The organism is Actinomadura livida (genome assembly GCF_014648675.1).
GTDB classification, from domain to species: Bacteria; Actinomycetota; Actinomycetes; order Streptosporangiales; family Streptosporangiaceae; genus Spirillospora; species Spirillospora livida.
This window is the reverse complement of record NZ_BMRO01000005.1, coordinates 428,145-440,097: the sequence shown is the minus strand read 5'-3', so window position 1 is coordinate 440,097 and position 11,953 is coordinate 428,145. Positions and strand designations below refer to the sequence as shown.

General features: G+C 72.8%; 13 protein-coding genes. 1 reads left to right on the top strand and 12 read right to left on the bottom strand.

Features of this window, described 5'->3' with window-relative positions:
* Positions 1 to 52: 52 nt before the first annotated feature.
* From hisC to IEZ03_RS14740, 7 genes are all read right to left on the bottom strand, one after another.
* Positions 53 to 1,129, bottom strand: coding sequence for a histidinol-phosphate transaminase (gene hisC / locus IEZ03_RS14770; protein ID WP_184878954.1), 1,077 nt, complete (start codon positions 1,127 to 1,129; stop codon positions 53 to 55).
* An 85-nt stretch (positions 1,130 to 1,214) separates the two neighbouring features.
* On the bottom strand, positions 1,215 to 1,496 hold the full coding sequence (locus IEZ03_RS14765; protein WP_132047193.1) for a DUF6401 family natural product biosynthesis protein: 282 nt from the start codon (positions 1,494 to 1,496) through the stop codon (positions 1,215 to 1,217).
* Positions 1,497 to 1,571: 75 nt separating this feature from the next.
* Positions 1,572 to 2,249 (bottom strand): NUDIX hydrolase, encoded by a 678-nt coding sequence (locus IEZ03_RS14760; protein ID WP_132047195.1) that lies wholly within the window; start codon positions 2,247 to 2,249, stop codon positions 1,572 to 1,574.
* A gap of 136 nt (positions 2,250 to 2,385) precedes the next feature.
* On the bottom strand, positions 2,386 to 3,744 hold the full coding sequence (locus IEZ03_RS14755; RefSeq protein WP_184878951.1) for a flotillin family protein: 1,359 nt from the start codon (positions 3,742 to 3,744) through the stop codon (positions 2,386 to 2,388).
* A gap of 91 nt (positions 3,745 to 3,835) precedes the next feature.
* The gene (locus tag IEZ03_RS14750; RefSeq protein WP_229808287.1) at positions 3,836 to 4,018 is read right to left on the bottom strand and encodes an NfeD C-terminal domain-containing protein; all 183 of its coding nucleotides are present in this window, start codon (positions 4,016 to 4,018) and stop codon (positions 3,836 to 3,838) included.
* A 104-nt stretch (positions 4,019 to 4,122) separates the two neighbouring features.
* Positions 4,123 to 4,815: a hypothetical protein gene (locus IEZ03_RS14745; RefSeq protein WP_184878947.1), complete on the bottom strand. Its 693-nt coding sequence runs from the start codon at positions 4,813 to 4,815 to the stop codon at positions 4,123 to 4,125.
* Between the two features lie 155 nt (positions 4,816 to 4,970).
* Complete coding sequence (locus IEZ03_RS14740) at positions 4,971 to 5,642, bottom strand: lysophospholipid acyltransferase family protein (RefSeq protein WP_184890252.1); 672 nt, start codon at positions 5,640 to 5,642, stop codon at positions 4,971 to 4,973.
* 387 nt (positions 5,643 to 6,029) lie between these two features.
* On the opposite strand from IEZ03_RS14740, the gene IEZ03_RS14735 reads away from it, so the two are divergent.
* Positions 6,030 to 6,398 carry an STAS domain-containing protein gene (locus tag IEZ03_RS14735; RefSeq protein ID WP_229808286.1) on the top strand — a complete coding sequence of 123 codons (369 nt, stop codon included), beginning with the start codon at positions 6,030 to 6,032 and terminating at the stop codon, positions 6,396 to 6,398.
* 10 nt (positions 6,399 to 6,408) lie between these two features.
* Here IEZ03_RS14735 and IEZ03_RS14730 read toward each other — a convergent pair whose 3' ends face one another.
* From IEZ03_RS14730 to IEZ03_RS14710, 5 genes are read right to left on the bottom strand one after another with little or no spacing between them, the layout of a single operon-like run.
* The gene (locus IEZ03_RS14730) at positions 6,409 to 7,233 is read right to left on the bottom strand and encodes a glutamate ABC transporter substrate-binding protein (protein ID WP_184878942.1); all 825 of its coding nucleotides are present in this window, start codon (positions 7,231 to 7,233) and stop codon (positions 6,409 to 6,411) included.
* 10 nt (positions 7,234 to 7,243) lie between these two features.
* The gene (locus IEZ03_RS14725; RefSeq protein ID WP_184878940.1) at positions 7,244 to 8,800 is read right to left on the bottom strand and encodes a GlnX family signal transduction membrane protein; all 1,557 of its coding nucleotides are present in this window, start codon (positions 8,798 to 8,800) and stop codon (positions 7,244 to 7,246) included.
* Positions 8,797 to 9,594 (bottom strand): FHA domain-containing protein, encoded by a 798-nt coding sequence (locus IEZ03_RS14720; protein ID WP_184878938.1) that lies wholly within the window; start codon positions 9,592 to 9,594, stop codon positions 8,797 to 8,799. Before IEZ03_RS14720 ends, IEZ03_RS14725 begins: the two co-directional genes overlap by 4 nt.
* Positions 9,595 to 9,599: 5 nt before the next feature.
* A complete protein-coding gene (locus tag IEZ03_RS14715; RefSeq protein WP_184878936.1) occupies positions 9,600 to 10,904 on the bottom strand; it encodes a VWA domain-containing protein in 1,305 nt (434 codons plus the stop codon).
* Positions 10,901 to 11,953, bottom strand: coding sequence for a PP2C family protein-serine/threonine phosphatase (locus tag IEZ03_RS14710; protein WP_184878933.1), 1,053 nt, complete (start codon positions 11,951 to 11,953; stop codon positions 10,901 to 10,903). The genes IEZ03_RS14715 and IEZ03_RS14710 overlap by 4 nt, the downstream gene beginning before the upstream one ends.

Below are 11,953 nucleotides of genomic sequence, written 5' to 3'. Positions count from 1 at the left end.
CACCCGGGACGGCGCGCCCGGCTCGACCGCGCTCGGCTCGACCGCGCCCGGCTCAGCCGCGGATGAAGGACCTGGCCACGGCCAGGAACGCGTCGTTCTCCTCCGGGGAGCCGATCGAGACGCGGGCGCCCTCACCGGGGAACGGGCGGACGCTCACCCCCTGGGCGTCGCACGCCTCGGAGAACTCCATCGTCCGCTCGCCGAGGCGCAGCCACACGAAGTTGGCCTCGGTCGGCGGGACCGTCCAGCCGTCCGCGACGAGGGCGCCGCGGACGCGGTCGCGCTCCTTCACCGTCCCCTCGACGCGTTCGAGCAGCTCGTCCGTCGCCCGCAGCGACGCGACGCCCGCCGCCTGCGCCACGGAGTTCACGCTGAACGGCAGGAACGTCTTGCGGATCGCCTCCGCCACCACGGGGTGCGCGACCAGGAAGCCGATGCGCAGGCCGGCCAGCCCGTACGCCTTGGAGAACGTCCGCAGGATCGCGAGGTTCGGGCGGTCGCCGTAGAGGGTGAGGCCGTCGGGGACCTCGTCGTCGCGGATGTACTCGCGGTACGCCTCGTCCAGCACGACGAGGCAGTCGGCGGGGACGCGGTCCAGGAACGCCTCCAGCTCGGCGCGGCGGACGGCCGTGCCCGTGGGGTTGTTCGGGTTGCAGACGAAGACCAGCCGGGTCCGGTCGGTGATCGCGTCGGCCATCGCGGCGAGGTCGTGCGTCTCGTCCCGCAGCGGCACCTGGACGCCCGTCGCGCCCGACAGCGACACCAGCAGCGGGTACGCCTCGAACGACCGCCACGCGTAGACCACCTCGGCGCCCGGCTCGGCCACCGCCTCCAGGAGCATCTGCGTGACGCCGACGGAACCGCAGCCCACGGCGACGTGGTCGGCGGGGACGCCGCAGAACGACGCGATCTCCTCGGTCAGCGCGGTGGCGTTGTTGTCGGGGTAGCGGTTGACGTTCCGGGCGGCCTCGCCGATCGCGTCCACGACCGACGGGAGCGGCCCGTGCGGGGACTCGTTCGACGACAGCTTGAACGAGCGGCCCTCGGGCGACACCACGACCTTGCCGGGCTTGTAAGCCACGAACCGGTCGAGGACGGAGCGGAAGCGCGGAGTGGTTGCCTCGGACACCGTTGTCCTCCAGATTGCACAGGGGTGATGGGGCCAGCCTACGCAGCGCCCCCGAACACGCGGTACGCCGTCACGAGCTTCGCGTTTACGAGCTATGCCGCATCATCCAGCAGACCGCCACGATCCGGACGAACTCCCAGTCGCGCACGTTCTCCGGCCACCAGCCGCGGTTGACGGCGTCCTCGGCGAACCGGTGCAGGTACCGGAGCAGCTCCTGCCTCCCGGCGGCGCCGAGTTCCTCCCGCAGGCTGGCCACGTGCTGGTCGACCGCCGCGGCCAGGCCCGGGGTGTCGGCCATGTGCGCGATGCCGGCGTCTCCGATGTCCTGGACGAGCGCGCCGAGCGCTTCGGGCGAGTCACCGTTCATGGCTTGCGAAACTAGCAACCATCCGGCGACGCGCTGAAATCGGCCCTGCTCGAGAAGCCCCGCCGAAGGCGCGGCTCAGGAGGCGCGCGGCCGCAGCATCGGCGGGCGGAGCTGCTCGGCGTCGCCGCGCCGGTACAGCCGCGCGGGACGGCCGCCGTCCCGCGTCGTCGTCCGGTCGGTGGGGATGAGGAAGCGGTCGGCGCCGGTGACCTTGCGGTGGAAGTTCCGCGGGTCGAGGCTCGTCCCCCAGACGATCTCGTAGACGCGGCGCAGCTCCGCCACGGTGAACTCGGACGGGCAGAACGCGGCCGCCAGCGACGTGTACTCCAGCTTGGCCCTCGCCCGCTCCATCCCGTCGCACAGGATCCGCCGGTGGTCGAACGCCGCCTTGTCGTGGTGGACGAGCTCGTCCACGGCCGTCCACAGCACCTGCGCGCGGCTCGACGCGGGCAGATCCGGCGCCAGCCCCAGGTAGGCGACGCTGACCACCCGCTGGCGCGGGTCGCGGTCGGGGTACCCGTAGGTGGCGAGCTGCTCGAGGTGGATCCGCACGTCCGCGAGCCCCGCCCGCTCCGCCATCAGCCGGGACGCGGCGACGGGCAGGTCCTCGTCGAGCTGGATGAACCCGCCCGGCAGCGACCACGCCCCCTCGTACGGCGGGCGGTCGCGCCGCCACCGCAGCGCGCACAGGCGCTGTTCCCGCACGGTGAGCACGACGAGATCGACGGAGACGGCGAGGCGCGGGACGGGCATGTGGTGGAGTCTATTGGTGGGGCGATCCCCGTACCCCCGTCATGAACACTGTCCGCCGGGGCGCCCAGGCCCTAACGCGAACGGGCAGGCGCGTCGCTCTCGCTGCACGCGCCTGCCCGTGGCCGGTGGCCGGTGTTCAGTCGTCCTTCGGGGCGTCCTTGGGGATCTCGACCGGAACGGCCGGGACGGCCGCGCCGTTCGCGGTGCCGTTCGGGCCGTGCCCGTTCTGGACGTTGATGTTCCCGAGGAGCTGCCGGGCGACGCCGAGGCCGGTGCCGCCGAGCGTGAGGGCCTTGGCGAGCATGTCCTCGACGCCCTGGGCGCCGTTGAGCACGACCATGTTGTCGACGTTGCCGAACACGCCCGCGCCCGCCTCGACGATCTGCGGCCACTGCTCCGCGAGCTGCTGGGCGATGACGGCGTCGGTGTTCTCGGCCAGCGCCTCCGCGCGGGCCTTGATCGCCTCGGCCTCGGCGAGACCCTTCTGCCGGATCGCGTCCGCCTCGGCCTCACCGAGGATGCGGGTGGCCTCCGCCTCCCGCGCGGCCCGCAGCTGGATCTCCGTCGCGGCCGCCTGCGCCTGCGCGATGCGCTCCTCGCGCTCGGCCTCGGCCAGCTTGACCTGCTCGTACGCGCGGGCGTCGGCGGGCTTGCGGATCTCGCTCTCGAGCCGCTTCTCGGTCCGCTCCGCCTCCAGCTCGGCGTTGCGGGTCTCCTTGAGGATGACCTCCTGGCGGGCCTGCTGCGCGGCCTGCTGCACCTGGCCCTCGTACTCGGCCTTCTTCATCTCGGTGTCCCGGATGACGGCGGCGTTCTGCCGCTCGGTCTCCTGCTCCCGCTCGGTGGCCTCCTGGTTGCGCTCGGCCTCCGCGATGCGGGCGGCGGAGGCGACCCGGGCGGCGTGCGGTCGGCCGAGGTTGTTGATGTAGTCGGTCTCGTCGTCGATCTCCTGGATCTGCAGCGAGTCGACCACCAGCCCGAGCTTGCTCATCTCGTCGGCGGCGGACATGCGGGTCTCGCTGGTGAGGCGCTCCCGGTTGAGGATGAGGTCCTCGACGGTGAGGTTGCCGATGATCGAACGCAGGTGACCGGTGAACAGCTCGTGGATCGCGCCGTCCATCGAGCCCTGCTGCTCCAGGAAGCGCCGCGCCGCGTTGGCGATCGAGACGAAGTCGTCGCCGACCTTGTAGATGACGACGCCGCGGACCTTCACCGGGATGCCCTGCTGCGTCACGCAGTTCACTTCCAGGTTCGCCGCCCGGCTGTCGAGCCGCAGCCGCCGGGACACCTGGAAGCCCGGCAGGACGGCGGTGCCCTTGCCGGTCACGATCTTGAACCCGAGGCTGTCCAGACCGTCCACGGGCTTGGACCTCGCGCCCAGCCCCGAGATGATCAGCGCCTCGTTCGGCTCGGCGACCCGCCACACGAGCTTGAACAAAATGATCAACACGATGAGCGCGGCTACGGCGCCGCCGACCACGGCGAGCACGGGCATACGGCCTCCTCTTCTGTTTTGGGCGGGGGGTCGAATCCGTCCGCGTTGCCCCATAGACGCGCCGAACCCGCATACGGTTCGACCTGCGCAGCTATTGGCCGAAAGCGGGCGCTACATACACCGTACGCGGCGGGTGGTACTCCACCACCACCACGACCATCCCCACGGTGATCTCCTCACGCGGGTCCACGGGATGGGCGTAGAACGCCTCGACCCCGCCGCGCACCGGGATCATGACCTCACCGACCAGGCCGGGCCCGATCCTGCCGGTCACCCGGCCTTCCTTACCGATCAAGGAGCGCCCCCTGTTCGTCGCAGGCCAGTAGACCGCTAAGGCTAATGGCTGGGGGTTCGTGGGAGTGGGTCACGGGCCTCCGACTAGGGGAGAATGCGGTCGGCCTGGTTCAGGGCGGTGCGGGCCAGGCGTTCCGCTTCGGTCCGGGTGGCGGTGGGGCCGGAGACGGTGATCGTGGCCAGGTAGTGGCGGCCGCGGAACACCACGTACCAGGTGCGGGTGCCGGTGTCGCCGGAGACGGTGGCGACGCCGACCGTGCGGGAGCCCTCGCCGATGTCGCCCTTCGGGGACTCGGCGACACGGTGCTGCGCCCACTGGGAGCCGACCTTGGTGCGGAACCGCAGGCAGCCGGCCGGGACGCGGGCGTTGACCTGCTTCTCCGCGGCGCCCACGGGCATGCCCATCATGGTCTGGGTGACGGTCTGGCCGCTCTTGGCGAACGTGACCAGGGCGGCGGGGACGTCGGCGGGAACGGTGCCGTTCGGGCCGCTCGTCGCGCACTGCGGCTTGTCCAGGACGGCCTGGCGCTGCAGTCTGGCTGCGTTCTGGATGGGCCTGAGCGTGCCGTACGAGCCCGAGTCGGGTTCGCCGGCCTTCCGGTAACCGGGGACGTCGGTGAGGAGGGCCTGGGCGAGCTGGTCGGAGGTGTAGCCGACGCCGGCGACCTCGGCGGGGGCGGTGCCGTGCACGGGACGGGCGCGCTCACCGCCGCCGCCGCACGCGGTGGCCGCGGCGGCCGTCGACAGCAGCATGATCGGGAGGAGCCTGTGCGCCATGGCGGTGACCCTACGGCGCGGAGGGTGCGGGCCGCCCGGGACGACACGCGTTCCGGGCGAACCGGTCAACGTTGTCCGGCCCGGTGTCGTCCGGCCCGGTGTCGTCCGGCCCGGTGTCGTCCGGCCCGGTGTCGTCCGGCCCGGCCTCGCTCGGCTCAGCCCTGTGCGGCGCGCTCGTTGTACTCGGCGGCGTACTCCTGGCCGGACATCTTCTGGATCGTCTCGATGATCTCGTCGGCGATGGCGCGGCGGGCCTTGGCCGGCGGCAGGTCGCGGTAGTGGGAGAAGTCCATCGGGGGGCCGATCCGCACGGTGGGGCGCGGGCCGAAGACGCGCGGCACGGCCGCGCCGAGCGGCTGGATCTTCTCGGTGCCCTCCAGCGCGACGGGCAGCACCCGGGCGCCGGTCTCCAGGGCGAGCCAGCCGACGCCGGTGCGGCCGCGGTAGAGCCGCCCGTCCGGGGAGCGGGTGCCCTCGGGGTAGATCGCGAACGCGCCGGCGTTCTCCAGGACCTCGGCGCCCTGCTCCAGCGCGCCCATCGCGGCGCGCCGGGCGCCGCGGCGGACCGGGACGTGGCCGAGGTTGGTGAGGAACCAGCGGACGAAGCGCTTCTTGAGGCCGCCGCCCTCGAAGTAGTCCGCCTTCGCGATGTAGGTGACCGGCCGCGGGACCGCCAGGGGAATGATGAAGCTGTCGATGAACGACAGGTGGTTGCTCGCCACGATGAGCGGCCCGTAGCTCGGCACGTTGTCGCCGCCCACCACCCGCGGGCGGAAAAGCAGCCACAGGATCGGACGCACCACGCGCGTCATGAACGTGTAGAACACCCAGCCTCCCGAATTCGCCAACGACACTGTAACGTCTGCGCCGATCCGGGCCCGAGGCAGCGCCCCCCGTGCGGCCCGCCGGTCCGGTCAGGAAATACCCAACCGCAGGTCACGGCCGGTATAGCGGCACTTATCCGCCATTTCTACTATTCAGTAAGTTTCTCTTCAGTAAGTTATTGCTCGTTTCCCGGATGTCCCCGGCCCGGCCGGGCGCTCCGGGACGATCCGTCAGGTAGGGTCGGTGCAGGAGACCAGCCGGCCGTCTCGGGCGTGTTACGGTCCGGGGCACACCAGTGGGCGACCAGGTCCTTTTCCGGGAAGTCCTTGGAATGCGGGCGCGGGTGCGCAATCCTGAGGAGTCACCTGAGATGGCCGGGGTACCGCCGGATGGGGCGTGAGGTGACCATGGACTTCGACATCAACCTGATGCGCGACGACCGGTGCACCCTCGTCCGGGTGCAGGGCGACATCGACGTCGTGTCCCGCACGCGGTTCGAGGAGGCGCTGTTCGAAGTCGTCGACTCCGGTGAACCCATGGTCATCGACATGCGCGAGGTCACGTTCTGCGACTCCACCGGCCTGAACGCGATCGTCGCCGCCAACCGCCGCGCCGGTGACCGCGGCACCTCGGTCGCACTGGTAGCACTGCCCCCGCGGGTCCAGCGGGTGTTCCGCATCACCGGGATCGACAAGTTCATCCCGATCCACGACACCCTCCGCGAGGCCATCGCAGCACTGCCTTCCACGACGCCCTGACCCGCGGCGCTCACCTGCAGCCCTCGAACTGCGGGACGCTGGTCGTCAGTTTGAGGCCGGAGTCGCCGAACCACTTGTTCAGCAGGCGTTCGGCCGTGCCGTCCTGGTACATGGCGGTGATGGCGCGGTTGACGGTCTCGCAGCCCCGCAGGTCGCCCTTCTTGAGGCCGACGCCGTACTTCTCGTCGGTGAACGGGGCGTTGATCATGCGGCCGGAGCGGCCCGCGGCGAACCCGGCGAGGATCAGGTCGTCGGTCGACACGGCGTCCAGCCTCCCGGACGCCAGCGCGTCCATGCAGGCGCCGTAGGTGTCGACGGTGACGGGTTTCGCGGCGACCTTGCGCTCCTCGATGACGCGGCGCCAGGAGTTCGAGCCGGTCACCTCGCAGATCCGCTTGCCCTTCAGGTCCCGGACGCCGTCGATCGAGTCGTCGTCGGCGCGGACGAACGTGTCCTGGTGGGCGACGTAGTACGGGCCGGCGAAGGTCACCTCCATCTTTCGCCGCGCCGTGATCGAATACGTCGCGACGATGAGGTCGACGGTGCCGGCGGCCAGTGCCTGCTCGCGGACGGACGAGTTGGTCGTCCGGAACGTGATGCGGCTCTTCGGGACGCCCAGCTTGCCCGCGATGTAGACGGCGACATCGACGTCAAAGCCCTCGTAGGTGCCGTCCGGGCGCTTCACGCCCAGGGCAGGCTGGTCCTCCTTGACCCCGATGACCAGGGAGTCCTTGTCGGTGACGCTCTCCTTCTCGGAGCCGCCGAGGCCGCAGGCCGACAGGCCGGCCACGAGCAGGAACGCACCGGCGGCGGCGGTGGCACGGATGGCGCGCATGTCTTCTCCCTCAGCGGAACTCGGCCAGCCGGGGACGGATCCCCGCCAGGATCAGCAGGGCGATGGCGGCGGCGCCGGCGGCCGGTACCGCGTTCCAGCCGCGCAGCCCGCCGTCCGCGTCCCGGATCGCGTCGTCGAAGGCGTCCTGGTGGACGGCCGTCAGCGCGGTCAGCGCCGCGTCGTAGGCGCCGAAGTCGCTGATCGCGTCGGAGGTGCGGCCCATCCGCAGGTCGACGGCCCCGGCCCGGTCCCCGGACGACGCGAGCTCCCGCATCCGCGCGTCGTTGCGCTGCACGACCCGGTACGCCTGGAGCGTCCGCTGGAGGGCGTCGGCCTCGCGGCCCGGCTCGACCGTGCGCGCCTCGTCGCCGAAGAAGCCGAGGAACGGAACGTCGTCCCCGCCGGCCCTGTACGCGCCGAGCTTCTCTTCGAGCCCGGCGTAGTAGTTCGCCAGGTTCACCGGTTTGTCGCCCATGTCGGGCTGGATCACCGACAGGGACTTGTCGAGGTAGGTCTGCTCGTAGGTGTCGGCGCGGCCCGGGTCGAGGAGGTAGCGGCTCTCGTCGGCGAACGCGCTGTGGCTGATCGCGCGGGCCCGGGAGAGCTGGAGGATCGAGTCGAAGCCGTCCTCCTTGGCCTTCCTGATGTGCCCGGCCTGGGCGGTGAGCAGGCCCGTCCCGACGGCGGTGAGCGCCAGGGCGGCGAGGGTCGCCAGGACCAGCGCGGGGTTGAGGACGCGGCGGAACGTCCGCGCCAGGTAGAGCTGCGTGGCGATCAGCAGCAGCAGCACGACGATGCCGGTCACCGCGACCCAGGTCCGTCCGGTCAGGACGGCCGACCGGTTCGTCTCGTAGTCCTGCCTGACGTGCGCCCCGGTGTCGAGCGTGATGTTGTACGCCTTCGGCAGGAGCTGCAGCCTCATCAGGTCGGTCGCCTGCCGGTAGGCGTCGATGACCTCCTGCGGCAGTTCGCCCGGCGCGTGGTCGGCCTGCGCGTCGAGCTCCATGGCGCGTCCGACGAGGCGTTCGTAGCGGCCGAGGCCGTCCAGCACCTCCTGGACGGTGCGCCGCAGCGCGGGGTCGCTGCCGGCGAGCTGCGCGGCCTCGACCGCGGCGGCGTCGGCCTCCGCGCGGCGCCGCTCGTACAGCCGCAGCGACTCGTCATGGCCGATTCCGAGGTCGTGGTCGCGGCCGATCAGCAGGATGTTGGACACCTGCGCGTCCATGTCGCTGAGCGCGAAGTACAGCGTGCCGGTCGCGACGACCTGCGGGCCCGCGTCGTGGCCGATCGTCTGGACGGAGTCGCGGGCGTTCCCGATCGCGACGGTCAGCATCGCCAGGAGCGCCACGATCGCGGCCAGGCACAGCACCGCGTGGATGCCGACGCGGCCCGGGATCGTGCGGAGCCACCGGCCGCGGACGAACGTCCTGAGGCGTCCGGCACCAGGTCGCTCGGTCGCGGACGGGTCGGACCGCCGGAGGGGCGCCGGAGGAGCGGGCGGCCTCGGAGGTGCGGCGGGCGCGGGCGGTGCCGCCCCCGGTGCGCCGCCGGGCGGGGTCATCGTCATGGCGGGCCCTCCTGCAGGAGCAGCGTGATCGTCGTCCAGGCGCCGACGTGGACGCGGTCGCCGTCGGCCAGCGGGACGGGCGTGTTCACCTCGATGGGCTCCGTTCCGCCGTTGACCGTGGTCCCGTTGGTCGAACCGGGGTCGACCAGGTGCCAGGTGCCGTCCGGCTGCGCGAGCAGGACGGCGTGCAGGTGCGAGACGCCGGGGTCCTCGGGCGGCGTGCTCAGGTCGATCTCCGGGAGGATCGCGCGGGACGTGCTGCGCCGCCCGATCCGGACCTGGTCGCCGATCAGCGGGACGCGGCGCTCCGGGCAGTACGGCGGGAACGTCAGGTCCGGCGCGTCCGGCCCCAGCTGCGCCAGCACCGTGTCGAAGTAGCCGCGGTCGGCGATGATCACGGCGGACGGGCCCGGCGGGGTCAGCCGCGGGCTGCTCGTCCGCTGCGACGGCACCACCGGCGGCTGCCGGGCGATGCGGGCCGCGTACAGCTGCGCGGTGTGCGCGGCGCCGGTCTCGAAGTCGTACCCGTCGACCTCGCAGAAGCGGCCGGAGCGGGGCGTCCCGCACTCCGGGCAGGCGGCGGCGTCCTGTCCCTCGCCCGGTCCCGCCGACGCGGCCTCCGCGGCGGGCGCGCGGTACGCGGCGGGCGCGCGGTACGCGGCGGGCGCGCGGTACGGGGCGGGCGCGGGCGCCGGCGGGGCGAACTCGGCGCGCGGCGCGCCGTCCATGAGGTCGCCGCACACGTCGCAGTAGTCGGCGTCCGCGGACGTGTGTCCGCTCGGGCAGACCGGCATGGGTCTCAGCCTCCCCCCGCCACGTCGCCGTGCCGGGTCCGCACGGTCCGGACGGAACGGGTGTCGAGCGACATCTCGTCAGCCTTCGACACCTCGCGCTTCAGCCGGACCGTGCCCCGCACCGGGTCGACGACGTCGACGATCCGGTCCAGCAGGCCGGAGATCTGCTCGTTGCCGACCTCCCGCGCCAGCACCACGGCGCGGCCGAGCCGCGCGGTCGCGGTGTCGGCGTCGCCGAGCCGCCTCGCCTCCAGGCCCTGCTGGATCGCCTCGGCCAGCTCCGACTGCCCGGTGTGGATCGTGACCCGCTCGTTCATCAGCGTCGCCCTGGCCTCGTCGTCGGTCCACTCGGCCAGGACGTTCCCGGACGCGAGGGCCTCGTCGCCGGCCATGACCTTCACCCACGCGGCCCGCATCTGCCGTCCGACGTCGCCGGGCTGCACCTCCACGCACAGGTGGTACTCGCGGGTCTCGCTCCCCCAGGAGCCCAGCGGGTAGTCGCCCGTCTGCGTCCCGGACTCGACCCGCTTCTCGGTCAGGTCGTCGACGGTCGGCACCATCTGCTTGACGAAGCGCAGCTCCGCCTGCTGCGGCGTCCACACGCGCAGCGAAACGTCCGCGACCTCCTTGCTCATCGAGGCCTGCGTCATCGCGAGGAAGTCGGCCTCCAGGTCGGCCGGGTCGGGGACGTCGAGGAAGCCGCCCAGCAGCATCGAGGTGATCTTGCGGACCTCGGCGACCTCCCAGTCGGTGCCGACCCCGCGCGCGTCGCACTGGAAGCGGCCCGCGCACTGCCGGAGCGCCGCGTCCAGCTCCTCCGCCGACTCGTGCTGGTTCTTGCCGTCGGTCAGCAGGATCGCGTGCTTCACGGCATCGTCGTAGCCGGTGAACAGCCGGTCGGCGAGCCGCAGCCACGACCCGATCGCGGTCCCGCCCGCCGCCTCCAGCCGCGACACGGCCTGCGCGGCGCTCCGCCGGGACGTCTCGTTCGCCTCGGCGAGCCGCTCCCCCTGCGGGTAGATCATCCGGGGCTGGTTGGCGCCCGCGACCACGGCGAAGCGGACCCCGTCGCGGAGCACGTGCACCGCCGCCCGCGCGGCCCGCTTCGCGGCGGCCATCTTCCCCCGGTAGGACATCGACCCCGAGGTGTCGATGATGATGACCTCCGCGGCGGGCGCCCGGCCGTTGCCCGGCCCGGCGGCGCCGGACGAGCGCGCCTCCACGGTCACGATCGCGTGCACCTCCCGTCCGCCCTCCGGGAGGTAGGGGTTCTGGTCCACGCGGATCGTGAACCCGGGGTAATCGCTCATCTGCCCGGCTCCCTGCTCGTGTCCGGCGGCGGGCAGGGGATGACCGCCACCGTGACGTTGTCGTGCCCGCCCGCGTCGAGCGCCGCCCGCAGCAGCCGCCCCACCGCCCCGCGCGGCCCGTCCGCGGCGTGCAGGGCGACGGCCGCGAGGTCCGCGGCCTCGGGCAGGTGGTTCCACAGCCCGTCGCTGCACAGCAGCACCAGCCCGGGTGCGGCGGGACGGAACGCCGCGAGCCGCGGTTCGACCGGGCCCGCGTCGGCGCCCAGCCACGCCGTCAGCAGGTGCGCCCGCCGGTCGGCCCACGCGTCCGCCGCGCTCATCTTCCCGCGCTCGACCATCTCCACTGCCCACGAGTCGTCCCGCGTCAGCATGCAGGAGCCCCCTGCCGACAGCCAATAGGCCCGGCTGTCCCCGACCCACCCGACCGTCACGTCGGGGCCGTCCACGACGGCCGACACGAACGTGCACGCGGGCGCCGACTCCGGGCTCGCGGCGAGCCGCGTCACGACCTCCGCCGCCCGCTCGACGGCCTCCCGGGTGGCGTCGCGCGGGTCGGTGCCGCGCGCGACGCGTCCGGCCAGGACGGCCGCCGCGGCGTCGGCGGCCAGCCGCGACGCCTCCGCCGAGCCCGGCGCGGTCGCGACCCCGTCGCACACCACGGCGCAGGCCCCGTTCGGCAGCGGCGCCAGCGCGAACGCGTCCTCGTTCCGGCCGCGGCGCAGCCCGCGGTCGCTCACGGCCGCCGCGAACCCGCCCAGCTCGGCCTCGACGTGCTCCCGGCCGGTCGGCTGCCGCAGGCCGCAGTGCCCGCAGTACCCGTCCGTCCCGACGTCCCCGCCACCGCAGTCCGCGCAGATGGCCGTCCCCGTGCCATGGCCGAGACCGGACTGGTCCCCCGCTTGTGAGGCAGCACCGTTCAGAGGCGCGGTGCTCGGGGGTGCGGTCGTCGGGTCGGGGCGGCCGCATTCCTCGCAGAAGCGGTCGTGCTCGTGGACGGGCTCGCCACAGGTGCGGCACAGCCCGGCGTGGAGATCCTGGTCCGCGGCCAT

Bases quoted from the DNA above. Each gene is read 5' to 3' on its own strand.
- IEZ03_RS14745 (WP_184878947.1), bottom strand. From the start codon at position 4,815: ATGGCGCACAGGCTCCTCCCGATCATGCTGCTGTCGACGGCCGCCGCG.
- IEZ03_RS14765 (WP_132047193.1), bottom strand. From the start codon at position 1,496: ATGAACGGTGACTCGCCCGAAGCGCTCGGCGCGCTCGTCCAGGACATC.
- IEZ03_RS14760 (WP_132047195.1), bottom strand. From the start codon at position 2,249: ATGCCCGTCCCGCGCCTCGCCGTCTCCGTCGATCTCGTCGTGCTCACC.
- IEZ03_RS14710 (WP_184878933.1), bottom strand. From the start codon at position 11,953: ATGGCCGCGGACCAGGATCTCCACGCCGGGCTGTGCCGCACCTGTGGC.
- IEZ03_RS14725 (WP_184878940.1), bottom strand. From the start codon at position 8,800: ATGACGATGACCCCGCCCGGCGGCGCACCGGGGGCGGCACCGCCCGCG.
- IEZ03_RS14755 (WP_184878951.1), bottom strand. From the start codon at position 3,744: ATGCCCGTGCTCGCCGTGGTCGGCGGCGCCGTAGCCGCGCTCATCGTG.
- IEZ03_RS14715 (WP_184878936.1), bottom strand. From the start codon at position 10,904: ATGAGCGATTACCCCGGGTTCACGATCCGCGTGGACCAGAACCCCTAC.
- IEZ03_RS14720 (WP_184878938.1), bottom strand. From the start codon at position 9,594: ATGCCGGTCTGCCCGAGCGGACACACGTCCGCGGACGCCGACTACTGC.
- IEZ03_RS14730 (WP_184878942.1), bottom strand. From the start codon at position 7,233: ATGCGCGCCATCCGTGCCACCGCCGCCGCCGGTGCGTTCCTGCTCGTG.
- IEZ03_RS14735 (WP_229808286.1), top strand. From the start codon at position 6,030: ATGGGGCGTGAGGTGACCATGGACTTCGACATCAACCTGATGCGCGAC.